The 25,950-nt window shown below is 56.9% G+C and carries 25 protein-coding genes and 2 tRNA genes; 21 read left to right on the top strand and 6 right to left on the bottom strand.

What is annotated here, in order from left to right:
* Window positions 1–170: 170 nt before the first annotated feature.
* Entirely contained in the window at window positions 171–452 is a 282-nt protein-coding gene (locus ACEPAJ_RS11635; protein WP_425914956.1) for a pyrimidine/purine nucleoside phosphorylase, read from the bottom strand.
* Between the two features lie 113 nt (window positions 453–565).
* Window positions 566–1,117, bottom strand: coding sequence for an exonuclease domain-containing protein (locus tag ACEPAJ_RS11630; RefSeq protein WP_425914955.1), 552 nt, complete (start codon window positions 1,115–1,117; stop codon window positions 566–568).
* 210 nt (window positions 1,118–1,327) lie between these two features.
* Between ACEPAJ_RS11630 and ACEPAJ_RS11625 the strand changes: the two genes are divergently transcribed.
* The 3 genes from ACEPAJ_RS11625 (at window position 1,328) to ACEPAJ_RS11615 (ending at window position 3,195) form a co-directional block, all read left to right on the top strand.
* Window positions 1,328–2,203, top strand: coding sequence for an NAD(P)-dependent oxidoreductase (locus ACEPAJ_RS11625; RefSeq protein ID WP_425914954.1), 876 nt, complete (start codon window positions 1,328–1,330; stop codon window positions 2,201–2,203).
* A 91-nt stretch (window positions 2,204–2,294) separates the two neighbouring features.
* On the top strand, window positions 2,295–2,555 hold the full coding sequence (locus ACEPAJ_RS11620; RefSeq protein WP_425914953.1) for a YkgJ family cysteine cluster protein: 261 nt from the start codon (window positions 2,295–2,297) through the stop codon (window positions 2,553–2,555).
* A gap of 37 nt (window positions 2,556–2,592) precedes the next feature.
* Complete coding sequence (locus ACEPAJ_RS11615; protein ID WP_425914952.1) at window positions 2,593–3,195, top strand: START domain-containing protein; 603 nt, start codon at window positions 2,593–2,595, stop codon at window positions 3,193–3,195.
* Between the two features lie 67 nt (window positions 3,196–3,262).
* Here ACEPAJ_RS11615 and gltA read toward each other — a convergent pair whose 3' ends face one another.
* Window positions 3,263–4,537, bottom strand: coding sequence for a citrate synthase (gene gltA / locus ACEPAJ_RS11610; protein WP_425914951.1), 1,275 nt, complete (start codon window positions 4,535–4,537; stop codon window positions 3,263–3,265).
* Window positions 4,538–4,900: 363 nt separating this feature from the next.
* Between gltA and sdhC the strand changes: the two genes are divergently transcribed.
* The 12 genes from sdhC to ACEPAJ_RS11550 all read left to right on the top strand — a co-directional run bounded on the left by sdhC (window position 4,901) and on the right by ACEPAJ_RS11550 (window position 19,120).
* Complete coding sequence (gene sdhC / locus ACEPAJ_RS11605; RefSeq protein ID WP_425914950.1) at window positions 4,901–5,275, top strand: succinate dehydrogenase, cytochrome b556 subunit; 375 nt, start codon at window positions 4,901–4,903, stop codon at window positions 5,273–5,275.
* Window positions 5,269–5,637 (top strand): succinate dehydrogenase, hydrophobic membrane anchor protein, encoded by a 369-nt coding sequence (gene sdhD / locus ACEPAJ_RS11600; protein WP_425914949.1) that lies wholly within the window; start codon window positions 5,269–5,271, stop codon window positions 5,635–5,637. The genes sdhC and sdhD overlap by 7 nt, the downstream gene beginning before the upstream one ends.
* A 3-nt stretch (window positions 5,638–5,640) precedes the next feature.
* Window positions 5,641–7,413 carry a succinate dehydrogenase flavoprotein subunit gene (gene sdhA / locus ACEPAJ_RS11595; protein ID WP_425914948.1) on the top strand — a complete coding sequence of 591 codons (1,773 nt, stop codon included), beginning with the start codon at window positions 5,641–5,643 and terminating at the stop codon, window positions 7,411–7,413.
* Between the two features lie 26 nt (window positions 7,414–7,439).
* Window positions 7,440–8,147: a succinate dehydrogenase iron-sulfur subunit gene (locus ACEPAJ_RS11590; protein WP_274088929.1), complete on the top strand. Its 708-nt coding sequence runs from the start codon at window positions 7,440–7,442 to the stop codon at window positions 8,145–8,147.
* A 246-nt stretch (window positions 8,148–8,393) separates the two neighbouring features.
* A complete protein-coding gene (locus ACEPAJ_RS11585; RefSeq protein WP_425914947.1) occupies window positions 8,394–11,225 on the top strand; it encodes a 2-oxoglutarate dehydrogenase E1 component in 2,832 nt (943 codons plus the stop codon).
* 69 nt (window positions 11,226–11,294) lie between these two features.
* Window positions 11,295–12,515: a 2-oxoglutarate dehydrogenase complex dihydrolipoyllysine-residue succinyltransferase gene (odhB, locus tag ACEPAJ_RS11580; RefSeq protein WP_425914946.1), complete on the top strand. Its 1,221-nt coding sequence runs from the start codon at window positions 11,295–11,297 to the stop codon at window positions 12,513–12,515.
* A 66-nt stretch (window positions 12,516–12,581) separates the two neighbouring features.
* Window positions 12,582–14,018, top strand: coding sequence for a dihydrolipoyl dehydrogenase (gene lpdA / locus ACEPAJ_RS11575; protein ID WP_425914945.1), 1,437 nt, complete (start codon window positions 12,582–12,584; stop codon window positions 14,016–14,018).
* Between the two features lie 214 nt (window positions 14,019–14,232).
* Window positions 14,233–15,399 (top strand): ADP-forming succinate--CoA ligase subunit beta, encoded by a 1,167-nt coding sequence (sucC, locus tag ACEPAJ_RS11570; protein ID WP_425914944.1) that lies wholly within the window; start codon window positions 14,233–14,235, stop codon window positions 15,397–15,399.
* Window positions 15,399–16,286, top strand: coding sequence for a succinate--CoA ligase subunit alpha (gene sucD / locus ACEPAJ_RS11565; protein WP_090242057.1), 888 nt, complete (start codon window positions 15,399–15,401; stop codon window positions 16,284–16,286). Before sucC ends, sucD begins: the two co-directional genes overlap by 1 nt.
* Window positions 16,287–16,568: 282 nt before the next feature.
* Window positions 16,569–17,882, top strand: a complete 1,314-nt coding sequence (gene brnQ, locus ACEPAJ_RS11560) for a branched-chain amino acid transport system II carrier protein (RefSeq protein WP_425914943.1) — start codon at window positions 16,569–16,571, stop codon at window positions 17,880–17,882.
* 114 nt (window positions 17,883–17,996) lie between these two features.
* Complete coding sequence (locus ACEPAJ_RS11555) at window positions 17,997–18,731, top strand: DUF599 domain-containing protein (protein ID WP_274089373.1); 735 nt, start codon at window positions 17,997–17,999, stop codon at window positions 18,729–18,731.
* Window positions 18,728–19,120: an MAPEG family protein gene (locus ACEPAJ_RS11550; RefSeq protein ID WP_425914942.1), complete on the top strand. Its 393-nt coding sequence runs from the start codon at window positions 18,728–18,730 to the stop codon at window positions 19,118–19,120. Before ACEPAJ_RS11555 ends, ACEPAJ_RS11550 begins: the two co-directional genes overlap by 4 nt.
* A 58-nt stretch (window positions 19,121–19,178) precedes the next feature.
* Here ACEPAJ_RS11550 and ACEPAJ_RS11545 read toward each other — a convergent pair whose 3' ends face one another.
* On the bottom strand, window positions 19,179–19,469 hold the full coding sequence (locus tag ACEPAJ_RS11545) for a hypothetical protein (RefSeq protein WP_425914941.1): 291 nt from the start codon (window positions 19,467–19,469) through the stop codon (window positions 19,179–19,181).
* A gap of 190 nt (window positions 19,470–19,659) precedes the next feature.
* Here ACEPAJ_RS11545 and ACEPAJ_RS11540 point away from each other — a divergent pair, with 190 nt between their 5' ends.
* The 4 genes from ACEPAJ_RS11540 (at window position 19,660) to htpG (ending at window position 23,873) form a co-directional block, all read left to right on the top strand.
* Complete coding sequence (locus ACEPAJ_RS11540; protein ID WP_425914940.1) at window positions 19,660–20,124, top strand: PaaI family thioesterase; 465 nt, start codon at window positions 19,660–19,662, stop codon at window positions 20,122–20,124.
* Window positions 20,121–20,567: a PaaI family thioesterase gene (locus tag ACEPAJ_RS11535; protein ID WP_425914939.1), complete on the top strand. Its 447-nt coding sequence runs from the start codon at window positions 20,121–20,123 to the stop codon at window positions 20,565–20,567. Before ACEPAJ_RS11540 ends, ACEPAJ_RS11535 begins: the two co-directional genes overlap by 4 nt.
* Window positions 20,568–20,619: 52 nt before the next feature.
* Window positions 20,620–21,870 (top strand): MFS transporter, encoded by a 1,251-nt coding sequence (locus tag ACEPAJ_RS11530; RefSeq protein WP_425914938.1) that lies wholly within the window; start codon window positions 20,620–20,622, stop codon window positions 21,868–21,870.
* A gap of 98 nt (window positions 21,871–21,968) precedes the next feature.
* Window positions 21,969–23,873, top strand: a complete 1,905-nt coding sequence (gene htpG, locus ACEPAJ_RS11525) for a molecular chaperone HtpG (RefSeq protein WP_425914937.1) — start codon at window positions 21,969–21,971, stop codon at window positions 23,871–23,873.
* A 179-nt stretch (window positions 23,874–24,052) separates the two neighbouring features.
* On the opposite strand, the gene sugE is transcribed toward htpG, so the two are convergent.
* Window positions 24,053–24,367: a quaternary ammonium compound efflux SMR transporter SugE gene (sugE, locus tag ACEPAJ_RS11520; RefSeq protein WP_425914936.1), complete on the bottom strand. Its 315-nt coding sequence runs from the start codon at window positions 24,365–24,367 to the stop codon at window positions 24,053–24,055.
* A gap of 144 nt (window positions 24,368–24,511) precedes the next feature.
* A complete protein-coding gene (gene rdgC / locus ACEPAJ_RS11515) occupies window positions 24,512–25,429 on the bottom strand; it encodes a recombination-associated protein RdgC (RefSeq protein ID WP_425914935.1) in 918 nt (305 codons plus the stop codon).
* Between the two features lie 264 nt (window positions 25,430–25,693).
* Between rdgC and ACEPAJ_RS11510 the strand changes: the two genes are divergently transcribed.
* Both ACEPAJ_RS11510 and ACEPAJ_RS11505 read left to right on the top strand, forming a co-directional pair.
* Window positions 25,694–25,769: transfer RNA gene (locus ACEPAJ_RS11510), tRNA-Val, on the top strand.
* 19 nt (window positions 25,770–25,788) lie between these two features.
* Window positions 25,789–25,865: transfer RNA gene (locus ACEPAJ_RS11505), tRNA-Asp, on the top strand.
* Window positions 25,866–25,950: the final 85 nt, after the last annotated feature.

The following is a 25,950-nucleotide window of genomic DNA, read 5'->3' as shown; positions in this document are numbered from 1 at the left end:
TCTAGCTGTTTGCCTGTCGCCTTATGCTTCACCGCTGCAAGTGAAGCCCTCTTGCCTCTGCAGTGATCGTCTGTGGTGAATTTAAAACCTGGCGCTTGAGCCATAAAAAGCCCGATCCCTTTGCAGGGATCGGGCTTTATCTGTTCTGCACCCAGCGCAAACGCTATGGCTTAGCGGTACTCACACAGATAGGCAGTGTCCGCGGCGACCTTGAGTTGGAATTTGCTGTTGGCCGGTACGGTGAAGTTGCTACCGCTGGTGAAGGTTTCCCAGCTCTCGCTACCGGGCAGTTTGACCGTCAGAGCGCCGGCAACCACATGCATCACTTCCAGCTGGTTGGTGCCAAATTCATATTCACCCGCCGCCATCACCCCGATAGTGGCCGGGCCTTCAGCCATGCCGAAGGCGATCGATTTAACGGTGCCATCGAAGTACTCATTGACCTTGAACATCTGCAATTCCTCGAAAGGGGGTTAGAAAGGCTGGCGGCTATCAACGGCCCGAAGGGGCCCGTTAAGACCGGTCATAAAAAGGCACGCCAGTATGCCCAAGCGCTATTTCTTCGTCATCTGCTTTGCGCAGGCAATACCAGTGGTAGCAGCCGGGCTGTATTGCGTGCATCGCTCAGGGCTCGGTGTTGCTGACCTTGAAACTGTAAACCAGCCAGGTTAAGGGCCATTTTCAGGCCGATTGGCCTGGGTAGGTGGCGGGCGTCGGCGAAGCGTTTTTTCAGGTTGATATGAGGGATATCGCTCAGGTAGCTGCTCAGCGCATGGGTGCGCCATTCTTGTTCAAGTTGGCGGCGATCGTAGTCGCCCCAGCTAGCCCAGCCCGCCAGCTGCGGCTGGTGGGCCAGCAACCAGCGCTCAAATTGCGCCCAAACATTGCTCAGTGGTGCTGCGGTATCGACATCGGCCTGGCTGATTTGTGTGAGCTGACGGCAGAAATGGGTCAGGTGTGGGCGCCGGGTAGGTCTCACAAAACGCTGGAAATACTCGATCTCATGACCGTTCGGGTTGACCAGACTGGCGCCAATTTCAATGATTTCCATCTCGTTGATCGGCCAGCCACCTTCTTCGGTGGTGGCTTCCAGGTCGATTACCAGCCAATGCTGCATAAGCCCTCCTTAGCGTGCGGCGAGTATGGAATGAGTGTTGTCATTGGGTAAAGCCTGTTGCCTGGGCGCATTCATACAGTTTTGCCAGGCGGCTGTACTGGCGCTGATTTCATGTGGCGGGCATGCTTACGGTCGGAATCGTATCGGCCGTGCAACGGTGATATGGGGTTTAGCACAAGCGTGCGCTGTTGATGGCGTTCTAATACAGAGGTGTATATGGCAAAGCTGGCGTTTATCGGACTGGGCGTAATGGGTTACCCAATGGCCGGGCACTTGGCGCGCGCGGGGCATCAGGTGTGCGTGTATAACCGCACGGCTGCTAAGGCTGAGCAATGGGCCACCGAGTATGCCGGCAGCCATGCACCGACCCCGCGTGAGGCGGCTGCAGGTGCTGAGTTTGTAATGGTTTGCGTCGGTAATGACGATGACTTGCGCGGTGTTGTATTGGGTGAGCAGGGCGCTTTTGCCGGCATGCAGCCTGGCGCCGTGCTGGTCGATCACACCACGGCTTCGGCGCAGGTGGCCCGTGAGTTAGCCGCCTATGCCGTCGAGCACCAGTTGGGCTTTCTCGATGCGCCGGTATCCGGTGGTCAAGCCGGCGCGCAGAACGGTGTGCTGACCATCATGGTCGGCGGTGATGCAGCGACCTATGCCAAGGCTGAGCCTGTGATTCAGGCTTATGCACGCATGCTTCGGCTGATGGGTGAGGCTGGCAGCGGCCAGTTGACCAAGATGGTCAACCAGATCTGCATCGCCGGCCTGGTCCAGGGGTTGTCCGAAGCCCTGCACTTTGCCCAGTGCGCAGGGCTTGATGCGCAGGGTGCCATGGAGGTCATCAGCAAGGGCGCAGCGCAGTCCTGGCAGCTTGAAAATCGCCATAAAACCATGTTGGCGGGCGAGTTTGAGCACGGTTTTGCCGTGGATTGGATGCGCAAGGATTTGTCGATTTTGCTGGCCGAGGCCCGAAGTAATGGTGCTCAACTGCCGGTAACGGCCCTGGTTGATCAGTTCTATGCCGACGTGCAAAGCATGGGGGGCGGGCGCTGGGACACGTCCAGCCTGTTGGCTCGCTTGCAGGGGCGATAAGGGGGCGTCAAAAGTCCGAATACCGCAAACAGGTATGGCGGCGTAGACTTGGCTGCTCTTTCGGTTTGACTTGGTTTCGAGGTTTGCCCTGATGAATTGCCGTGCAGGCTGCGGTGCTTGCTGTATTGCGCCTTCTATCAGCTCGCCCATCCCGGGTATGCCTGGCGGTAAGCCTGCGGGCGTGCGTTGCGTACAGCTGGATGCCAATAACCACTGCCTGATCTTTGGTCAGCCTGAGCGGCCAGCGGTTTGTTCGGCATTTCAGGCTGCCGAGTATGTGTGCGGCAGTAATGCGGAAGAAGCCTTGCAGTTGATTGGTTGGTTGGAGCAGAGCACGTCAGTTGCGGTTTGATGCAGTAGTGCGCGATTGCGGCTCTGCTGGAGGCGTGATGTTGCGGTTGTCCGGGCTGGTCTTAGGTGTTGTTTCGCTGCTGGTTATTAGTGCTGCGCATGCAGGGCAATGGCGCTTAGTCAAAGATGAAGCCGGCATTCAGGTGTACCTGCAGACTATTCCCAGGTCGAGTTTTCAAGCGTTTCGTGGCGTTACCCGGATGCGCGTGAGCATGCCCAGGCTTCTGGCCTTGCAGGATGATGTCAGTGCGGCGTGCGCCTGGATGCATGCCTGTGGCGAGCAGAAGCTGCTCAAGCATGAGGGGAATCTGAGTTGGGCCTACAGCCGCTTTAAGGCGCCCTGGCCAGTGAAGGCACGTGACTCGATCGTGCAAGTAACCACGCTGCACGCTGCTGGTGGGCAGGTAACTCGCACGCTGCATGGCGTTGCCGATTATCTACCGGTGCAGCCTGGCTTCGTTCGCGTTAACAGGGTCGAGGGTTTCTGGCAGCTCACGCCGCGTGATGGCGAAATCGAAGTGATCTATCAGGTGCATTCCGAACCGGGTGGTAGCGTGCCAGCGTGGCTGGCCAATGGCTTTGTGGTGGATGCGCCGTTCAATACCTTGCAGGCGCTGCGCCAGCTTGCCGAGCAACAATAAGGCTAAGCGTTCAGGTACAAAAAAAAGGCTGCCCGTGGGCAGCCTTTTTTGTGCGGCATTAACTGAGTTATTTCTTCAGGTCACGCTGCGGGTAGCCGGTATACAGCTGGCGTGGACGGCCAATCTTGTATGGGCTGGAGAGCATTTCTTTCCAGTGCGAGATCCAGCCGACGGTCCGCGCCAGGGCGAAGATTACGGTGAACATGCTGGTTGGAATGCCGATGGCCTTAAGGATGATGCCCGAGTAGAAGTCTACGTTCGGGTACAGGTTGCGCTCTTTGAAGTACGGATCGGTCAGGGCGATCTCTTCCAAACGCATGGCCAGCGCCAGCTGCGGATCGTTGGTGATGCCCAGCTCTTTCAGGACTTCGTCACAGGTCTGTTTCATCACGGTGGCGCGTGGGTCGCGGTTTTTGTAAACGCGGTGACCGAAGCCCATCAGTTTGAACGGATCGTCCTTGTCTTTCGCCTTGGCAATGAACGTGTCGATGTTGTCGACGCTGCCAATCTCATCAAGCATCGCCAGAACGGCTTCGTTAGCGCCGCCGTGTGCCGGGCCCCAGAGGGCGGCAATGCCGGCCGCGATACAGGCAAACGGGTTGGCACCCGAAGAACCTGCCAGGCGAACGGTCGAGGTGGAGGCGTTCTGCTCATGGTCGGCGTGCAGGATAAAGATCTTATCCATGGCTTTGGCCAGCACCGGGCTGATCGGTTTGATCTCGCACGGGGTGTTGAACATCATGTGCAAGAAGTTTTCCGCGTAGTTCAGGTCGTTACGCGGGTACATCATCGGCTGACCCATGGAGTACTTGTAGGTCATGGCGGCGATGGTTGGCATCTTGGCGATCAGGCGCATGGCCGAAACTTCGCGGTGATGCGGGTTCTTGATGTCCAGGGAGTCGTGGTAGAAGGCAGACAGCGCGCCAACTACACCGCACATGATGGCCATTGGGTGAGCGTCACGGCGGAAGCCGTTGAAGAAGGTCTTCAGTTGCTCGTGAACCATGGTGTGGTTCTTGATGGTGCTGACGAAGGTAGCTTTTTCTTCAGCGTTCGGCAGTTCGCCGTTCAGCAGTAGGTAGCAGGTTTCCAGGTAATCGGAGTGTTCTGCCAACTGCTCAATGGGATAGCCGCGGTGCAGCAGGATGCCCTGATCACCATCAATATAGGTGATCTTCGACTCGCACGAGGCGGTGGACATAAAGCCAGGATCAAATGTGAAACGGCCCGTGGCGGTTAAGCCCCGTACGTCAATTACATCGGGACCAACGGTGCCGGTTAAAACGGGCAGCTCGACGGGGGCTGCGCCCTCGATGATCAACTGCGCTTTTTTGTCAGCCATGTTTGGCCTCCTAGTTATGCTTGAAATCATCTGACTGCCCCCCACGCAGGGCCCGCACCACTATAGTGAGATAAATTCTAATGTCAATTTGCGAGAACCCAGGCGGTAGAAGGGTTTGCGGGTGGTTTCAGCGCTGTTAAAGCCGTCCTTTACGCCATTTATTAATGCTGCGCAATGCGCTTTTAGGTCGGGGGCTTTGCGTTGTCATTAGTAACCTAACTGTCTATACTCTGCGGCCAACTGCCAAGGGCTTTACGCCCGTATTTTGGTGGTTGTCACTCCTTGGGTGATGGGTACCTGACCAGTGCACTTCCCGACAACTTTGCCCTGATAGTTAGGGGCTCTCAGTGTGATAAAAAAGCCGTGAATAGCCAAAGACCTGTAAACCTAGACCTTAGGACTATCAAACTCCCAATCACTGCTTACACGTCCATTCTTCACCGTATCTCCGGTGTCATCCTCTTTGTTGGTATTGCCATTCTGCTTTATGGCCTCGACAAGTCGCTGACTTCCGAAGAGGGCTTTGCCCAGGTGCAGGAATGTTTGACCAGCCCGCTGGCCAAGTTCGTGATTTGGGGTCTGTTGTCCGCTCTGCTGTACCACCTGGTGGCCGGTGTTCGCCACTTGATCATGGATATGGGCATCGGTGAGACGCTGGAAGGCGGCAAGCTGGGTTCGAAAATCGTTCTCGTCGTATCGGCGATCGTGATCGTGCTACTGGGGGTGTGGATATGGTAACCAACGTCACGAACTTCTCGCGTTCGGGTCTTTATGACTGGATGGCGCAGCGTGTGTCTGCTGTCGTTCTCGCGGCTTATGTGCTGTTTCTGCTCGGCTTTGTCGTGTGCAATCCAGGTTTGGGTTATGCCGAGTGGCAGGGGCTGTTCTCCAACAACGCCATGCGTATTTTTAGCCTGTTGACTCTGGTGGCGCTCAGCGTTCACGCCTGGGTTGGCATGTGGACAATTTCCACCGACTACCTGACGCCGATGGCGCTGGGTAAGTGGGCTACTACCGTGCGTTTTCTGTTCCAGGCCGCGTGTGGCGTTGCCATGTTCGCGTTCTTTGTCTGGGGCGTGCAGATTTTTTGGGGTAACTGATCCATGACAAGCATTCGCACTCTTTCTTATGACGCCATCATCATTGGTGGCGGCGGCGCGGGTATGCGCGCTGCACTGCAGTTGGCTCAGGGTGGTCATAAAACCGCAGTTGTGACTAAGGTCTTCCCGACCCGTTCGCACACTGTGTCCGCTCAGGGTGGCATCACCTGCGCCATCGCTTCGGCCGATCCGAACGACGATTGGCGCTGGCACATGTACGACACTGTCAAAGGTTCCGACTATATCGGTGACCAAGACGCTATCGAGTACATGTGTTCCGTAGGCCCAGAAGCCGTATTCGAACTCGAGCACATGGGCTTGCCGTTTTCTCGCACTGAACAAGGGCGTATTTATCAGCGCCCGTTCGGCGGTCAGTCCAAGGGGCCGGATAACCCGACTCAGGCAGCCCGTACCTGCGCTGCAGCTGACCGTACCGGTCACGCACTGCTGCACACGCTCTACCAGGCCAACTTGAAAGCCGGTACTTCGTTCTTGAACGAATGGTACGCAGTCGATCTGGTGAAGAACCAGGACGGTGGTGTGGTCGGTACGATTGCTATCTGCATCGAAACTGGCGAAACCGTTTACATTCGCTCCAAGGCCACTGTTCTGGCTACCGGCGGTGCGGGTCGCATCTATGCCTCCACCACCAATGCCCTGATCAACACCGGTGACGGCGTGGGCATGGCCCTGCGTGCTGGCGTTCCGGTGCAGGACATCGAAATGTGGCAGTTCCACCCGACGGGTATCGCAGGTGCCGGCACGCTGGTAACCGAAGGTTGCCGTGGTGAAGGTGGTTACCTGATCAACAAGCACGGCGAGCGTTTCATGGAGCGCTACGCGCCAAACGCCAAAGACCTCGCCGGTCGCGACGTAGTTGCACGCTCGATGGTCAAAGAAATCATTGCCGGTAACGGCTGTGGCCCTGATGGCGATCATGTAATGCTCAAGCTCGATCACCTGGGTGAGGAAGTGCTGCACAGCCGCCTGCCAGGTATCTGCGAGCTGTCGAAGACCTTTGCTCACGTAGATCCGGTTGTTGCGCCAATCCCTGTGGTGCCAACCTGCCATTACATGATGGGCGGCGTGCCGACCAACATTCATGGTCAGGCCATCACTCAGGATGCCAACGGCAACGATAAGATCATCGACGGTCTGTTTGCGGTCGGTGAAGTGGCCTGCGTATCGGTGCACGGTGCTAACCGTCTGGGCGGTAACTCGTTGCTTGATCTGGTGGTGTTTGGCCGTGCGGCCGGTATCCACTTGGAGAAAGCGCTGAAAGAAGGCGTGGATGCGCGTGGCGCATCCGAGACAGACATTGAGCTGTCGCTCAAGCGTTTGGCTGGCGTCAACGAGCGCACAACTGGCGAAGATGTAGCGCCGCTGCGTAAAGAACTGCAGAACTGCATGCAAAATTACTTCGGTGTGTTCCGCACCGGTGAGTACATGCAAAAGGGCATCGAACAACTGACCGACCTGCGTGAGCGTATCTCGAACGTTAAAATCGCAGATAAGAGTCAGGCGTTTAACACTGCGCGTATTGAAGCGTTGGAACTGCAAAACCTTCTCGAAGTGGCTGAAGCCACCGCGATCGCCGCTGAGGTTCGTAAAGAATCCCGTGGTGCTCACGCTCGTGAAGACTTTGAAGAGCGTGATGACGAAAACTGGCTGTGCCACTCCCTGTATTTCCCAGGTGAGAAGCGCGTCAGCAAACGTGCCGTCAACTTCACGCCGAAAACAGTGCCGGCGTTCGAACCCAAGATTCGTACTTACTAAGGGTGGCCGATATGTCGCAAGCCAATCTGTTGCAAGTAAGCGTTTATCGCTACAACCCGGAGCAGGATGCTGCGCCGTTTATGCAGGAGTTCCAGGTCGACACCGGCGGCAAGGACGTTATGGTCCTTGACGTGTTGGCGTTGATCAAGGAACAGGATCAGGGTTTTTCTTACCGTCGTTCCTGTCGCGAGGGCGTATGTGGCTCTGACGGCATGAATATCAACGGTAAGAATGGCCTGGCCTGCATCACGCCGCTTTCGGCTGCTGGCCTTAAAGGTGGCAAGCTGGTGATCCGTCCGCTGCCTGGCCTGCCGGTCATTCGTGACCTGGTTGTTGATATGAGCATCTTCTACAAGCAGTACGAGAAGGTGCAGCCGTTTTTGCAGAACGATACGCCGGCCCCGGCCATTGAGCGTCTGCAGACTCCGGAAGAACGTGAGAAGTTGGACGGTCTGTATGAGTGCATTCTGTGCGCCTGCTGCTCCACCAGCTGCCCGTCGTTCTGGTGGAATCCAGACAAGTTCCTCGGTCCGGCTGCATTGCTGCAAGCCTATCGTTTCCTGGCGGACAGCCGTGACACCAAGACCGAAGAGCGTCTGGCGTCCCTGGATGATCCGTTCAGTGTGTTCCGCTGCCGCGGCATCATGAACTGCGTGAACGTTTGCCCTAAGGGTCTTAACCCGACCAAGGCAATTGGCCACGTACGCAATATGCTGTTGCAGAGCGGTACCTGATTAACGATTGTTTGCTAGACCTGTAACACCTGCGGCGCTGGTTTCTACCCAGCGCCGTAGTTTTAGCCAGAACTGCTGCTCACAAAGCGGTGGTTCTACCTTGAAAAATATGACGACCAGCAGGGGCATCCGGGCTGGTGCCCGGACTATCTGCGGGATCCGTGGTGGCTTACCAGTCGCTGCTTCAGGACTGAAAGCCATACGGTTTCTTCGCCGGTGGTGTCCCCTTACCGAGGGTGACCAAGCATGCAAGAAAGCGTGATGCAGCGCATGTGGGACAGTGCCCACCTATCCGGTGGTAACGCTGCCTATGTGGAAGAGCTCTATGAGCTTTACCTGCACGATCCCAACGCTGTGCCAGAAGAGTGGCGCACTTACTTCCAGAAGTTGCCGACTGACGGCAGCGCCGCTACAGACGTATCGCATTCAACGATTCGCGATCATTTCGTGTTGCTTGCTAAAAATCAGCGCCGCGCCCAACCGGTGTCCGCTGGTAGCGTCAGCAGTGAGCACGAGAAGAAGCAAGTCGAAGTGCTGCGCCTGATTCAGGCTTATCGCATGCGCGGCCATCAGGCCGCTCAGCTCGATCCGCTTGGCCTCTGGCAACGTCCTGCTCCGGATGATCTGGTGATCAATCACTATGGTCTGACGGATGCTGATCTCGACACCACATTCCGCACAGGCGGGCTTCACCTTGGTAAGGAAGAAGCCACTCTGCGCGAAATTCGTGATGCGTTGCAGCAGACATATTGCCGCACCATCGGTGCTGAGTTCACCCATATCGTCGATTCCGAGCAGCGCAGCTGGTTCCAGCAGCGTCTGGAAAGCGTGCGTAGCCGTCCACAGTATTCGGTCGACGTGCAGAGCCATCTGCTTGAGCGCCTGACTGCCGCTGAAGGTCTGGAAAAGTATCTAGGTACTAAGTACCCGGGTACCAAGCGCTTTGGTCTGGAGGGCGGCGAGAGCCTGATCCCGCTGCTCGATGAACTGATTCAGCGCTCTGGCTCTTACGGCACCAAGGAAGTCGTTATCGGCATGGCTCACCGTGGCCGCCTCAACGTACTGGTCAACACGTTTGGTAAGAACCCGCGTGATTTGTTCGACGAGTTCGAAGGCAAAAAAACCGCGGGCTTGTCTTCTGGTGACGTGAAATACCACCAGGGCTTCTCCTCCAACGTGATGACCGCTGGCGGCGAAGTACACCTGGCGATGGCGTTCAACCCTTCGCACTTGGAGATCGTTTCTCCGGTGGTCGAGGGTTCTGTACGCGCCCGTCAGGATCGTCGTAATGATGCATCCGGTGAGAAGGTTCTTCCTGTTTCCTTACACGGTGACGCGGCGTTCGCTGGTCAGGGTGTGGTCATGGAAACCTTCCAGATGTCGCAGACCCGTGGCTTCAAAACGGGCGGCACCATCCATATCGTGATCAACAACCAGGTTGGCTTTACGATCAGCAACCCGCTGGACTCGCGTTCCACCGAGTACTGCACCGATGTGGCGAAGATGATTCAAGCGCCGATCCTGCACGTCAATGGTGACGATCCAGAAGCCGTGCTGTTTGTGACGCAACTGGCTGTCGATTACCGCATGCAGTACAAGCGTGACGTAGTCATTGACCTGGTTTGCTACCGCCGTCGCGGTCACAACGAGGCCGATGAGCCAAGCGGCACTCAGCCGATCATGTATCAGCAGATCAGTAAGCAGCGCACTACCCGTGAGCTGTATGCCGACGCGCTGACTGCTGCAGAGCGTCAGACGACTGAAGAGGTGCAGGCTAAGATCGACGAGTACCGCACTGCGCTGGACAACGGTCAGCATGTGGTCAAGAGCCTGGTCAAAGAGCCGAACAAGGAGCTTTTCGTCGATTGGCGTCCGTATCTGGGGCATACCTGGACGGCGCGTCACGACACAAGTTTCGAGTTGAAAACCCTGCAAGAACTGTCGAGCAAGCTGCTGGAAATCCCAGAAGGCGTGGTCGTCCAGCGCCAGGTGGCGAAGATTCTGGAAGACCGGCAGAAAATGGGCGCAGGTGCGCTGTCGATCAACTGGGGTTACGCCGAAACGATGGCGTACGCGACCCTGTTGTTTGAAGGCCATCCTATCCGCATGACCGGCCAGGACATCGGCCGTGGCACGTTCTCGCACCGTCATGCGGTACTGCATAACCAGAAAGATGCCAGTGCCTATGTGCCGCTGAAGAACCTGTATGACGGCCAGCCAGCCTTTGACCTGTATGACTCCTTCCTCTCGGAAGAAGCCGTACTGGCCTTTGAATATGGCTACGCCACGACTCAGCCGAATGCGCTGGTCATTTGGGAAGCCCAGTTTGGTGATTTTGCCAACGGTGCCCAAGTGGTATTCGACCAGTTTATTTCCAGTGGTGAGCACAAGTGGGGTCGCCTGTGCGGCCTAACCATGTTGCTGCCGCACGGTTATGAAGGGCAGGGGCCTGAGCACAGCTCGGCGCGTCTGGAGCGCTACCTGCAACTGTGCGCCGAGCACAACATGCAAGTGGCCGTACCGACCACCCCTGCACAGATCTACCACTTGCTGCGTCGTCAGGTGATTCGTCCGCTGCGCAAACCATTGGTCGTATTGACGCCGAAGTCGCTGTTGCGCCACAAACTGGCCATCTCGACGCTGGAAGATCTCGCCGAAGGTTCGTTCCAGACCGTGATCCCGGAAATCGATGCAATCGACCCGAAAAAAGTCGAGCGCTTGGTACTGTGCAGCGGCAAGGTTTACTACGATCTGCTGGAAAAACGCCGCAACGAAGGCCGCGAAGACATCGCTATTGTGCGTATCGAGCAGCTCTATCCGTTCCCGGAAGATGATTTGACCGAGACCTTGTCTGCGTACAAGAACCTCAAACACATCGTCTGGTGCCAGGAAGAGCCGATGAACCAGGGCGCCTGGTACTGCAGTCAGCATCACATGCGTCGCGTGGCAACAGCGCACAAAAAATCGCTGTTCCTCGAGTACGCCGGGCGTGATGCGTCCGCCGCTCCAGCCTGTGGTTATGCATCGATGCACGCCGAACAGCAGGAAAAACTCCTGCAAGACGCCTTTACTGTTTAACGCCTTCGTGCAGCAGGCGGCCGAATGGGTCGCCTGCTAGAAGAAACCGAATTTAAGGAACCACACACAATGGCTATCGAGATCAAAGCCCCTACTTTCCCCGAATCGGTTGCCGACGGCACCGTGGCCACTTGGCACAAGAAACCGGGCGATGCGGTCAAGCGCGACGAGCTGATCGTCGACATTGAAACCGACAAAGTAGTGATCGAAGTGCTGGCCGAGGCCGATGGCGTCCTCGCGCAAATCATCAAAAATGAAGGCGATACCGTCCTCAGTAACGAAGTGCTGGGTTCGCTGGGTGAGGGTGGCGCTACTGCTCCGGCCCCGGCTGCCGCCGCTCAGGCTGCTGCGCCTGCAGCTGCTCCAGCTGTTGCCGCTGGCGATGACCAGATCCTTTCGCCGGCTGCGCGCAAAATCGCCGAAGAAAACGGCATCGATCCGAACAGCATCGCGGGCACCGGCAAAGGTGGTCGTGTGACCAAAGAAGACGTAGTGGCCGCCGTTGACGCGAAGAAGAACGCCCCTGCAACCCCAGCGGCCAAGCCGGCTGCCCCAGCTGCTGCAGCACCAGTCTTCGCTTCGGGTGATCGCACCGAGAAGCGCGTACCGATGACCCGCGTACGTGCCACCGTGGCCCGCCGTCTGGTTGAAGCGCAGTCGAACATGGCCATGCTGACCACGTTCAACGAAGTCGACATGACCGAAGTCATGGCGCTGCGTTCGAAGTACAAGGACTTGTTTGAGAAGTCCCACAACGGCGTGCGCTTGGGCTTTATGTCGTTCTTCGTCAAAGCCGCTACTGAAGCACTGAAGCGCTTCCCAGCGGTCAACGCTTCGATTGACGGCGCTGACATTGTTTACCACGGCTACGCGGACGTGGGCGTCGCAGTCTCCAGCGATCGTGGCCTGGTGGTTCCGGTACTGCGTAATGCGGAACTGATGAGCCTGGCTGAAATCGAAAACGGTATTGCTACTTTCGGTAAGAAGGCCCGTGACGGCAAATTGTCGATCGACGAAATGACCGGCGGCACCTTCACCATTACTAACGGCGGCACCTTCGGTTCGATGATGTCGACCCCGATCGTCAACCCACCGCAAGCGGCGATCTTGGGGATGCACAACATCCTGCAGCGCCCTATGGCCATCAACGGCCAAGTGGTGATCCGTCCAATGATGTACCTGGCGTTGTCGTACGATCATCGCCTGATTGATGGTAAGGAAGCCGTGACCTTCCTGGTGACCATCAAAAACTTGCTGGAAGACCCGGCGCGTCTGCTGCTGGATATCTAAAAGCCAGTTTCTCCCACGGCGGCCCTGCAAATGGGGCCGTCCGGTTTATTCGAGAAGGAATACGTTATGACCCAAAAATTCGACGTGGTAGTCATCGGTGCCGGCCCTGGCGGTTATGTAGCCGCGATCAAAGCCGCTCAGCTTGGTCTGAAAACAGCGTGCATTGAGAAGTACCAGGATAAGGAGGGTAAGACTGCCCTCGGTGGTACTTGCCTGAACGTCGGCTGTATTCCGTCTAAGGCATTGCTGGACAGCTCCTGGAAATACTACGAGGCGAAGGACCACTTTGCCATTCACGGTATCGAAGCCAAGGGCGTCACCATCGACGTACCGGCAATGATTGGCCGTAAAGCCAACATCGTGAAGAACCTCACCGGCGGCGTTGCTACCCTGTTCAAGGCCAATGGCGTGACCCTGCTCGAAGGTCATGGCAAGCTGCTGGCGGGTAAGAAGGTTGAAGTCACTGGTTCTGATGGCAAGACGCAGATCGTTGAAGCTGAGAACGTGATTTTGGCCTCCGGCTCCAAGCCGATTGACATCCCACCGGCTCCAGTTGATCAAGACGTGATCGTCGACTCCACCGGCGCCCTGGAATTCCAGAGCGTACCGAAGAAGCTTGGCGTGATCGGCGCAGGTGTAATTGGTCTGGAACTGGGTTCGGTCTGGGCGCGTCTGGGTGCTGAAGTCACCGTGCTGGAAGCCCTGGACAAGTTCCTCCCGGCTGCCGATGAGCAGATCGCCAAAGAAGCACTGAAGACCTTCACCAAGCAAGGCTTGAAAATCCGTCTGGGCGCACGCGTTACCGGTTCGGAAGTGAAGAAGAAGCAGGTTACTGTTAACTTCACCGACGCTGAAGGCGAGCAAAACATCGTTTTCGACAAGCTGATCGTTGCTGTCGGCCGTCGTCCGGTCACCACCGACCTGTTGGCTGCCGATAGCGGTGTCGACATGGACGAGCGTGGCTTCATCTTTGTTGATGACCAGTGCGCCACCAGCGTTCCAGGTGTTTACGCCATCGGTGACGTGGTACGTGGTGCGATGCTGGCTCACAAAGCCTCGGAAGAAGGCATCATGGTTGCTGAGCGCATCGCCGGTCATAAAGCCCAGATGAACTACGACCTGATTCCGTCGGTTATCTACACCCACCCGGAAATCGCATGGGTTGGTAAGACCGAGCAGCAGCTGAAGACCGAAGGTGTGGCCGTTAACGTCGGCACTTTCCCATTCGCAGCTAGTGGTCGTGCCATGGCGGCTAACGACACCGGTGGTCTGGTTAAAGTCATCGCTGATGCCACCACCGACCGTGTTCTGGGTGTCCACGTGATTGGTCCGAGCGCTGCCGAGCTGGTACAGCAGGGCGCAATCGGTATGGAATTCGGCACCAGCGCCGAGGATCTGGGGATGATGGTGTTCTCCCACCCGACGCTGTCCGAAGCACTGCACGAAGCTGCATTGGCAGTGAATGGCCAGGCCATTCACATCGCCAACCGCAAGAAGCGTTAAATCGTTGTTGGTTTGAGTTGTGGCCTGCGCCGGCGTTGTGTACCGGCGCAGGCCACCGCTCAAACTGGAAGAACCACGGCAGATGACCCGCGTTCAGCCTCTTAAGCTGCTGCGCGGAATATCAGCCGGATTGCCCTAGAAGCAGTCACAGGTGGTGCGGCACCACAAGTGCAGCACCGTATGCGCAATACCTAAACGAAGACGGTAGACAAGCATGAATCTCCACGAGTATCAGGGTAAGCAGCTGTTCGCTGAATACGGCCTGCCCGTATCCAAGGGCTTCGCGGTAAACACCCCGGAAGAAGCCGCAGCAGCCTGCGAAAAAATCGGTGGCACTGAGTGGGTCGTTAAGGCTCAAGTTCATGCCGGTGGTCGCGGTAAAGCGGGCGGCGTGAAGCTGGTTAAGAGCAAAGAAGACGCCAAGGCCTTTGCTGCCAACTGGCTGGGCAAGCGTCTGGTGACTTACCAGACTGATGCCAATGGTCAGCCGGTCAACCAGATTCTGGTCGAATCCTGCACCGACATCGCCAAGGAACTGTACCTGGGCGCCGTTGTTGATCGTTCCAGCCGTCGTATCGTGTTCATGGCGTCCACCGAAGGTGGCGTGGACATTGAGAAGATCGCTCACGACACCCCTGAGAAGATCCTCAAAGCCACTATCGATCCACTGGTCGGCGCTCAGCCGTTCCAGGGCCGCGACCTGGCTTTCCAGCTGGGCCTGCAAGGTGATCAGATCAAGCAGTTCACCCAAATCTTCGTTGGTTTGGCCAAGCTGTTCCAGGACTACGACCTGGCGCTGCTGGAAGTAAACCCGCTGGTGATCAAGGCTGACGGCAATCTGCATTGCCTCGATGCCAAGATCAACATCGACGCCAACGCCCTGTACCGTCAGCCTAAGCTGCGCGCTATGCACGATCCGTCCCAGGACGATCCGCGTGAAGCCCACGCTGCTAAGTTCGAGCTGAACTACGTTGCGCTGGAAGGCAACATCGGTTGCATGGTCAACGGTGCTGGCCTGGCCATGGGTACCATGGACATCGTCAACCTGCACGGCGGCAAGCCAGCCAACTTCCTCGACGTAGGTGGCGGTGCAACCAAAGAGCGCGTGACCGAAGCCTTCAAGATCATCCTGTCCGATAGCAACGTAGCTGCCGTACTGGTAAACATCTTCGGCGGTATCGTTCGTTGCGACATGATTGCTGAAGGCATCATCGGCGCAGTGAAAGAAGTCGGCGTGACAATTCCGGTTGTCGTTCGCTTGGAAGGTAACAACGCTGAGCTGGGCGCCAAAGTTCTGGCTGAAAGCGGCCTGAACATCATCGCGGCAACCAGCCTGACCGACGCTGCTCAGCAAGTCGTCAAAGCTGCGGAGGGCAAATAATGAGCGTCCTGATCAATAAAGACACCAAAGTTATCTGCCAGGGCTTCACCGGCTCGCAGGGCACTTTCCACTCCGAACAAGCCATTGCCTACGGCACCAAAATGGTTGGCGGCGTGACTCCGGGTAAAGGCGGCACTACTCACCTGAATCTGCCGGTGTTCAACACCGTGCGTGAAGCTGTTGAGCAGACTGGCGCAACTGCAAGTGTGATCTACGTCCCAGCTCCGTTCTGCAAGGACTCGATCCTTGAAGCGGCCATGGGCGGCATCAAGCTGATCGTCTGCATCACCGAAGGCATTGCAACCATCGACATGCTCGAAGCCAAGGTTAAGTGCGACGAGCTGGGCGTGGTCCTGATCGGCCCGAACTGCCCAGGCGTTATCACTCCGGGCGAGTGCAAGATCGGCATCATGCCAGGTCACATCCATTTGCCAGGCAAAGTAGGCATCGTGTCGCGTTCCGGCACCCTGACTTACGAAGCTGTTAAGCAGACCACTGACGCCGGTTTCGGTCAGTCCACCTGTGTCGGCATCGGCGGTGACCCGATCCCGGGCTCCAACTTCATCGACATCCTGAAGCTGTTCCAGGAAGACCCGAAGACCGAAGCGATCGTCATGATCGGTGAGATCGGCGGTTCGGCTGAAGAAGAAGCGGCTGCCTACATCAAGGCCAACGTGACCAAGCCTGTAGTTTCTTACATCGCTGGTGTAACCGCTCCGGCGGGCAAGCGTATGGGCCATGCCGGTGCAATCATCTCCGGCGGCAAGGGTACTGCAGACGAGAAGTTCGCAGCCCTGCAAGACGCCGGCGTAAAAACCGTGCGCTCCCTGGCTGACATCGGCAAAGCCCTGGCTGAGCTGACCGGTTGGGAAGTTAAAAAAGCCTAAGGCTTTTTTAATTTAAAAAAAGCCACCTTCGGGTGGCTTTTTTATTTGGGGCATAGGATAAGTGTCGTTGAGGCGACAGCTTTTTTCACCAGCCCGACAGCCCGACATGCGCCAGTGCCGCTGGCTGAACAAATTCGTTAGGCTTGCAACTAATTAGCCCCTGCTTCGCCAAAAGCGGCTCAAGGTGCTGCAGTGGCTCCGCTTAACCGGCGGGGTGACGTTTCCCCCGATCCACCGGGAAACCCTCGGAACTTTAACTTTCTGCCTGTGGTATTCCCCTCTATGACACGTTTGAAAGGCTCGGATGTCCTGGCCCTCGGTTTTATGACGTTTGCGCTGTTTCTCGGCGCCGGCAACATTATTTTTCCACCCAGTGCCGGCATGGCCGCGGGTGAGAACATTGGCCCGGCCGCGCTGGGTTTTCTGCTCACAGGCGTCGGCTTGCCATTGCTGACGATCGTTGCGCTAGCGCGCGTGGGCGGCGGTATGGCACTGCTGACTGCGCCGCTGGGCAAGCGCGCAGGCCTCGTGTTTGCCGTGGCGGTTTACCTGGCCATAGGCCCATTGTTCGCCACGCCACGAACGGCAGTGGTGTCGTTTGAAATGGGCATCGCGCCTTTTAGTGGCGATAACAGCACAGCATTGTTGCTCTACACCCTGGCTTACTTTGCGGCTGTGCTGTTCTTGTCGCTGAATCCAGGGCAGCTGGTTGACCGCATCGGCAAATTCATCACGCCTGTTCTACTGGCGGCCTTGCTGGTCTTGGGCGGCGCTGCGTTGGTCATACCGGCAGGTGAGATTGGTCAAGTGTCGGCGGATTACCAGCGCGCGCCATTTGTGCAGGGGTTCCTGCAGGGCTACCTGACCATGGATACCCTAGGTGCGCTGGTGTTCGGGATCGTGATTGCTACCGCGATCCGTGACCAGGGCGTAACCGATGGCAAGCTGGTTACCCGTTACTCGGTGATTGCTGGCCTGATCGCTGCGGTTGGTCTTTCGCTGGTGTATCTGGCGCTGTTCTATCTTGGTGCAACCAGCCAGGGGATTGCCGGTGAAGCGCAGAATGGCGTGCAGGTGCTCACCGCTTATGTGCAGCACACCTTTGGTATCACTGGCAGCCTGTTGTTGGCTGTGGTGATCACCCTGGCGTGTTTGACCACCGCTGTGGGCCTGTTGACTGCCTGTGGCGAGTTTTTCAGCAGCCTTTTGCCGGTTTCTTATCGAACAGTGGTAATCGCTCTCGGGCTGTTCAGTCTGCTGGTGGCGAACCAAGGGCTGACCCAGTTGATCAGCTTCTCGATTCCAGTGCTCGTAGGGCTGTACCCGCTGGCGATCGTGCTCGTAGCACTGAGCCTGCTGGATGACCTGTGGTGTTCCTCGGCGCGGGTATTCCGCCCGGTTATGGCGGTAACCTTGATTTTTGGTTTGGTTGACGGTGTTGCCGCTGCTGGCGGTAAGGCCCTAATCCCGAGTTTCTTCAGCGAATTACCGCTGGCCGATCAAAGCTTAGGTTGGCTGTTGCCGGTACTGGTTACGTTGGTGCTGGCCGTGGTGGTGGACCGCGTACTGGGTGCGCCGAAAACTGCGGCAGCCTAAGTTCTGCTGCTTAGCCTCTGTTGTGTACCCCAGGCCGCTCACTGAGCGGCCTTTTTGTTGGCCAGCTGAAAGCCAGGCCTGTCTATAATCGGCACAGGTTAACAAGGAGTTTGCATGTCGATTAGTGACTATTACCTGCCGCACCTGCTTGCCGTTCTCTGGTTTGTACTGTGTTGGGCCGGTTATACCCGTTATGCCCAGGCCAAGGGGCGCACTACGCCATGCCTGGCCAGCGTGCTGCACCTCTACCGTGAAGACTGGATGCGCCGCATGCTGCTGCGCGACAACCGCATCGCCGATGCCAATGTGATTGGCAATCTGGAGCGCAATGCCTCATTTTTTGCCTCCAGCACGCTGATTATTCTCGCCGGTATTCTTACGGTGCTTGGCGCGTCTGATCGTGCTGTGTCGCTGTTGGCTGATCTGCCGTTTGTCCAGGCTGCCAGTCGCGGGCTTTCCGAGGTCAAGTTGCTGTGTTTGGGGGTGGTATTCGTTTATGCCTTCTTCACGTTCAGTTGGTGCATGCGCCAATACAATTTTGCGGCGGTACTGGTGGGTTCTGCTCCCATGATTGGTGAGCGGCATGTTACCGAGCAAGAGCGCAAAGCCTTTGCCGAGCGCACTGCACGGGTGATTTCGATGGCCGCTAACCAGTTTAACCAAGGGCTGCGCGCCTATTACTTCGGCATGGCGACGCTGGCCTGGTTTATCAATCCCTGGTTTTTCATGCTGGTCAGCGCAGGCGTGGTATTTGTGTTGTACCACCGCGAGTTTCACTCCGATGTGTTGGAAGTGATGGTCTACACCCAAACCCCCGCGTTCGAATCGCCCAAGGAGAAAAGCGAATGAGCATTCCGTTCTGGTGCATTTTTATCAGCGCGCTATTGATATTTATCGCCAAAGCCCCTGTGGCTAAGGCGATGGCGAAGGAGGGTGGCGGTCGCTACGACAACCATCACCCGCGCGCTCAGCAAGGGCGTCTTACGGGTTTTGGTGCGCGTGCTTTGGCGGCGCACTTGAACAGCTTTGAGGCGTTTCCGCTGTTCGCCGCAGGTGTGCTGATGGCGCATGTGACCAATAACCACGGCGTCTTGGTGGATGTATTGGCAGTGACCTTCGTGGTGGCGCGGGTGCTGTATCTGTTTTTCTACTGGGCTGACCTGCACTGGCAGCGCAGCGTGGTCTGGGTGGTTGGGCTGTTATGCAGCTTGCTGCTGATGCTCACTCCAGCGCTTTAATTGCGCCATAAACAATAAGACCCGCACTATGCGGGCCTTATTGTTTTAGCTAAACGACTTAGTTGCCGTCAACGGCGTCTTTAACTTCGTCGCCTGCGTCGTCCATGGCATCAGCTGCATCATTGGCAGCATCTTCGATTTTCTCGCCAGTGGTTGGCTCGGTGCCCATGACTTTATCGGCTTTCTGCTCGATGGCATCGCCAGTATCTTTAACAGCGTCACCCATTGATTCCATGGCTTCAGATGCGGATTCCTTGGCCGACTCCATTTTGTCTTCCGGGGTTTTCTCACAAGCGGCCAGGGCAAGCATAGCGGCGAGAAGCAGGGCATAGGTGAATGGCTTTTGCACAGTTCGTACTCCTTGTAATGGGGTGATCAATACCTGGTGGCCCAAGCATAGCCATTAAACAGCGGCTTTTCGCCGAAGTTCCTTGGTTAGAAGTCGTCAGTTCTCATCAAGAGGCTGTCGCCGTGATGTCGGGCCTGCTATCAGCGGGTATCATGCGCACCCTTTGTACAGTTGCCCTGGGTCTGAAGTCATGAGCGAATCCCCTATTGTTGAGCGGGCGCAGCGTTTTCTATCGGTATTGCGTCATTGCCAGGTGCTGGGCATAAGCGTGCACAGTGCCGAGCCAAAAGGGCTGATTCTGCGTTTGCCCTACAGTGAGCAGATTGTGGGTAACCCGGAAACCGGGGTGATCCACGGGGGCGCCATTACGACGCTAATGGATACAACCTGCGGTATTTCTACCGTGTGTGTGCTGCCTGAGTTTGAAATCTGCCCGACCCTAGACCTGCGCATCGACTACATGCGCCCAGCTGAGCCGAATAAAGATGTATTCGGTTTTGCCGAGTGCTATCGGGTTACCGAGACCATCATATTTACCCGTGGTTATGCCTATCAGGACAACCCCGATGAGCCCATTGCCCATGTGGTGGGCGCTTTTATGCGCATGGGCAAACCGGCCGATCTGCAGCGTGCTGCTAAGGGAGCCGACCAATGAGTGCGTTGAACCTTAATCAGTTGGTGCGTGAAGCCCATGCGCAGAATAACTACGACCCGCTGATCAGCCTGATGCCCTACGCAAAATTGCTCGGTATTGAGTGCTTGCGAATGGGCGATGACATGGTCTTTCGCCTGCCCGCCAATCAAGACTGCATCGGTAATCCGACCTTGCCGGCGCTGCATGGCGGGGTAATCGCCGGCTTTATGGAGCATTCGGCGATGCTCCATTTGTTGATGTTTATGGGCATTCCACATTTGCCGAAAATCATCGACTTCTCGATAGATTACCTACGCGCTGGCCTTTATCGTGACACCTTCGTGCAATGCCAGGTGTGGCGGCAGGGTCGCAGGGTTGCCAACGTGGCCATCACGGCCTGGCAAACCAAGCAGGCTGAACCCATCGCCACGGCGCGCGCTCACTTTAAGGTCGATGAGCCCTAGCCGTCAGGCCTGCGCATGACGACTGACTTTTATCAACGCTAAGGAACACTGAATGGATGCGCTGCTGATTCTGGGGGGCTTGCTGCTGATACTCGCCGGATTGGTTTGGCTGGTGATGCGCGCCTTTACGACCAGCCTGCTTTGGGGCTGGGCCAGTCTATTGCCACCATTCACCTTGCTGTATGTGTTGCGCCACTGGCGTTCAGCGCGACCCGCCTTGCTTCTGTCTGGGTTGGGCATCATCCCACTGGTGGTCGGCCTGACCTTGCTGGCCAGCCATGATGCGCAGCGTTTAGAAGCCATCCTCAGTCTTTCATGGCTCAAGCCTGAGGTGCAGGCACCCGCCGAGTTGGCTATCGACCTGCGCGGTCAGCTCAATGGGCGGCCCTTTGCGCCGCAGCAGGCTGAGTTGCTTGACGGCGTATTAAGCCTGCGTGAAGGGCAGGACTTCTTCGCTCAGAGCGAGTTGGTGATTCGTCTACCGGAGGTCGATAGTGGTCCGGTGCAGATTGATGTGCTGCCCGCAGACACAGGCGTATTGCCGGAAGTAGAAATCAGCTGGCTGTTGCCTGAGCAGGAATTACCCGAGGCGCGGCGTTTGAGCCGTGGCTACACCTTACACCTGGACCTGCAACCGGTTGCACCGAACAAGCTGGCGGGTGATTTTCATCTGGTCATGCCGGCGCAATTTAAAACCACCCTGAGCGGCAAACTTGAGTTATTCCGTAATGGCCTGCGCTATCAAGGCGACCAGGTCGATCGCCAGTTCGACTCAGTCGATACTGTCAGTCACGTCATCCACGACTATCTGGAGCGCCGTTTTGCTACTCGCCAGGTGCAGCTGCAGCCAATTGGCAGCCTGAACTTTCCTTTGCAAAGCATTGACCTGAACGTCAGCGCGCGGATCAACGGGAACCTGCAGCTGTTGCCGATCACGCTGCAAAAGCTGGAAGGTCGTGGTTGGCAGGTGGCATCTGACAACTTTGCTGCGTTACCTAGCGCTGCAGTTCCGCCCGTTGCAGAAAAGCCTGAAACGGCTGTCGCTGCGCTGCCGGAGCGGGTCACTAGGCCCCTCGATCGCCGCGTGCGTTTTAGTCTTGAAGGCTTGTTGCGCAGTCCTAGTCGCTATCACGACCTCAGCATGCGGGCGGTCACTGAGCGCGGCAATACTGCTGAAGGACGCTTTCAGGGGGTTGATCAGGATGAGCGGATCATCCTGCGCCAGCGCATGAATGGGCGGGGGGAGGTCAGCTACAGGCTGCTTCCGCAGGAGATTATTCGTATCGAGTTGCTCGAGCCCTGAAGCGCGCCTCAGCCAAACACTTGAAATCCCACAACATGCCCCCACCTGTATGACATTCGCCGCACTGCGGCTTCGTCAATAAAGTGGAGTAAGAGAGCATGAGTGTGGAAACTCAAAAAGAAACCCTGGGCTTCCAGACAGAGGTGAAGCAGCTGCTGCACCTGATGATCCATTCGCTGTACTCGAACAAGGAAATCTTTCTTCGCGAACTGATTTCCAACGCTTCAGACGCAACCGATAAGCTGCGTTTCGAGGCCCTGGCCAAGCCCGAGCTGCTCGAGGGTGGCGCTGACTTGAAGATCCGTGTGAGCTTCGACAAAGACGCTAAAACCGTCACCCTCGAAGACAACGGCATCGGCATGAGCCGTGAAGACGCCATCACCCACCTGGGCACCATCGCCAAGTCGGGCACTGCTGACTTTATGCAGCACCTGACCGGTGACCAAAAGAAAGATTCCCATCTGATTGGTCAGTTCGGTGTGGGCTTCTATTCAGCCTTTATCGTGGCCGACAAGGTTGACGTGTACAGCCGCCGTGCCGGCAGCCCGGCCAGCGAAGGTGTGCATTGGTCGAGCAAAGGCGAGGGCGAGTTTGAAGTTGCCAGCGTTGAAAAAGCCGAGCGTGGCACGCGCATCGTACTGCACCTGAAGAGCGGTGAAGAAGAGTTCGCTGATGGCTGGCGCCTGCGCAATATCATCAAGAAATACTCCGACCACATTGCTCTGCCTATCGAACTACCGAAAGAGCAAACCACTGCCGAAGGCGAAGAAGCGCCGGTGCTGGAGTGGGAAACGGTCAACCGTGCCAGCGCGTTGTGGACCCGTCCGCGTACCGAGATCAAGGACGAGGAATACCAGGAGTTCTACAAGCACATCGGCCACGATTTCGAGAACCCGCTGAGCTGGAGCCACAACAAGGTCGAAGGCAAGCTGGAATACAGCTCACTGCTTTATGTGCCGGCGCGTGCTCCGTTTGACCTGTACCAGCGTGAAGCACCGCGTGGGTTGAAGCTTTACGTGCAGCGCGTATTCGTCATGGATCAAGCCGAGTCGTTCCTGCCGCTGTACCTGCGCTTTATCAAGGGCGTGGTTGACTCCAACGACCTGTCGCTGAACGTCTCCCGTGAGATTCTGCAGAAAGACCCCATCATCGATTCGATGAAGTCGGCGCTGACCAAGCGCGTATTGGACATGCTGGAGAAACTGGCGAAGAACCAGCCGGAAGAATACAAAAGCTTCTGGAAGAACTTCGGTCAGGTACTCAAGGAAGGTCCGGCAGAAGATTTTGCCAATAAAGAGAAAATCGCCGGCTTGCTGCGCTTTGCCTCTACCCGCAGTGAAGAGGGCGAGCAGAGCGTCGGCCTGGGCGACTACATCGGGCGCATGCAGGAAGGTCAGGACAAGATCTACTACCTGACTGGCGAATCCTACGCGCAGGTGAAGAACAGTCCGCACCTGGAAGTGTTCCGCAAGAAAGGCATTGAAGTACTGTTGCTCACCGACCGTATCGACGAGTGGCTGATGAGCTACCTCACCGACTTCGACGGCAAGCAGTTTGTCGATGTGGCCCGTGGCGATCTGGACCTTGGCAAGTTGGATTCGGAAGAAGACAAAAAAGCTCAGGAAGAAGTTGCCAAGGCTAAAGAGGGCCTGGTTGAGCGCCTGAAAACTGCGCTGGGTGAGCAGGTTGCTGAGGTGCGGGTTTCCCATCGCCTGACCGACTCGCCAGCGATTCTGGCCATTGGTGAGCAGGACATGGGGCTGCAAATGCGCCAGATTCTTGAAGCCAGCGGGCAGAAGGTGCCGGACTCCAAGCCGATTTTCGAGTTCAACCCTGCGCATCCGCTGATTGAAAAACTGGATGCTGAGGCCGATGAACAGCGTTTCGCCGATCTCAGTCACATCCTGTTTGACCAAGCGGCACTGGCGGCCGGCGATAACCTGAAAGATCCAGCCGCTTATGTTCAGCGTTTGAATAAGTTGTTGGTTGAGTTGTCTGCCTGAGCTGCGCTAACACCGCGGTCTGTTAATGGCCGCAGTACTGCCGGCTTAAGTCGTTAAGATTTGGCAGTACTGCATCCGGAAAATCCGACACCCGCTGTTCTGGTGTCGGATTTTTTTGCCTTTCAGGCGGCTCCTACTCAATGCTTGGCGAGCGACGCGCAGCATGCGTGAAAGGTGGCTTAGTGGCTAATTTTCAGCCCGAGCAGGCCGCAGATGATCAAGGCCACACTGGCCAGGCGCAGCGGTGTCACGGCTTCGCCAAACAGAATGATGCCCGCGATCACCGTGCCAACAGCGCCTATGCCGGTCCAGATCGCATAGGCAGTGCCCAGTGGCAGTTCCTTCATGGCCACGCCCAACAGCGCGACGCTGAAGACCATTGCGGTTACGGTTAGCAGGGTGGGGAGGGGGCGGGTAAAACCGTCGGTGTATTTCAAACCGACAGCCCAGCCAATTTCAAATACACCGGCCAGCAGCAAAATGATCCAGGACATAGGAACCTCCATCGTTGATGCAGAAGGGCCGTCCCGTGGTGATCACTCGGAGAGTGGTGAGGTCGTCCTCACGCGTTGCAGCTTTGGTCTGTTGGCGCGCGCAGTGGAGCAGAGGTTTGTTCCGCTGCGCGTGCAGCTTAGCGGTTAGATGCCCTGTGGGGTGTCTTCGCCGCCCAGTGCTTCGAATAACTTCGGCAGGAACTCCACCAAGGTCATCATCATCAGGGTGAAGCTGGCGTCCTGCTGGCCAAGGTCGTCGCCGCCATCCTGTTCGGCCTGATCCTGCAGCAGGTCTTCGAAGCGCAGGCGTTTGACCACCAGCTTGTCATCCAACATGAAGGACAGTTTGTCCTGCCAGGCCAGGGACAGTTGGGTGACCTGTTTGCCGGCGGTCATGTGCAGCTGGATTTCGTCGCTGGTCAGGTCTTGGCGCTTGCAGCGAACTACGCCGCCATCTTCGTGGGTGTCACGCAGTTCGCATTCGTCTAGGACGGTGAAGTCAGCGGCTGCTTGTTGGGTCTTGACCCAATCGGTAAGCGTGGCGCTCGGGGCGATTTTAACGGTCAGTGGGCGAACCGGTAGCGAGCCGATGGCTTCACGCAGGGTTGATAGCAGGTCCTCGGCGCGCTTGGCGCTCGCCGAGTCGACCAGGATCAGGCCCTGCTTGGGCGCGATGGCTGCGAAGGTGGCCGACTTACGGATAAACGCGCGGGGTAGGAAGGTCTGCACGATTTCATCTTTAAGCTGGTCGCGCTCTTTTTTGTAGACCTTGCGCATCTGCTCGGCTTCGATCTCGTCGACTTTTTCTTTGAGTGCGTCACGCACCACGCTGCCCGGCAGGATACGTTCCTCCTTACGAGCAGCGATCAGCAAAAAGTCGCCGCTGACGTGAACCAGCGGTGCATCTTCGCCTTTACCAAAGGGGGCGATAAAGCCGTAGGTGCTGAGTTCCTGGCTGGCGCATGAGCGAGCCGGTTTGGCTGCCAGAGCAGTTTCCAGAGCCTCAGCATCTAAAGGGATATCTTGGGTGAGGCGATAAACCAGCAGGTTACGAAACCACATAAGGGGGTGAATCTCCATTAACTGAGTTGCCGGCGGCGGCAGGTATTACACGTCGTTAGTCGCGGGCGCAGAGTCTGTTTCAGGCTGTGCAAGGCCATGCGACCCATTAAATAACCCACGCGTTTCATTCGGGGTGCATTATTCCCCCCAGCGGTGCCCAAGGCCAAGTCTGCGCTAAGCCTTTGCTGCAACAATAAAAAATTTCAAAACAGTGCTTGCCAAGGTAAGGATTGCTGTCTAGAATGCGCCCACTTCGAGAGAGAAGGGTGATTAGCTCAGCTGGGAGAGCAGCTGCCTTACAAGCAGCGGGTCGGCGGTTCGATCCCGTCATCACCCACCACTCGCTTTTGAAGTTACGCGCAGCGGTAGTTCAGTCGGTTAGAATACCGGCCTGTCACGCCGGGGGTCGCGGGTTCGAGTCCCGTCCGCTGCGCCATTTTTATCCTCGCTTCATCCCCTCTGTGACATATCGAAACGCCTCGCAAATCTTGCAAAATCATTTCTAAAAAACACCTAAACAT

The organism is Pseudomonas sp. GWSMS-1 (assembly GCF_049847425.1).
Classification (GTDB): Bacteria; Pseudomonadota; Gammaproteobacteria; order Pseudomonadales; family Pseudomonadaceae; genus Aquipseudomonas.
The sequence above is the reverse complement of the archived record's forward strand: the minus strand, read 5'-3'. Positions and strand labels throughout refer to the sequence as shown.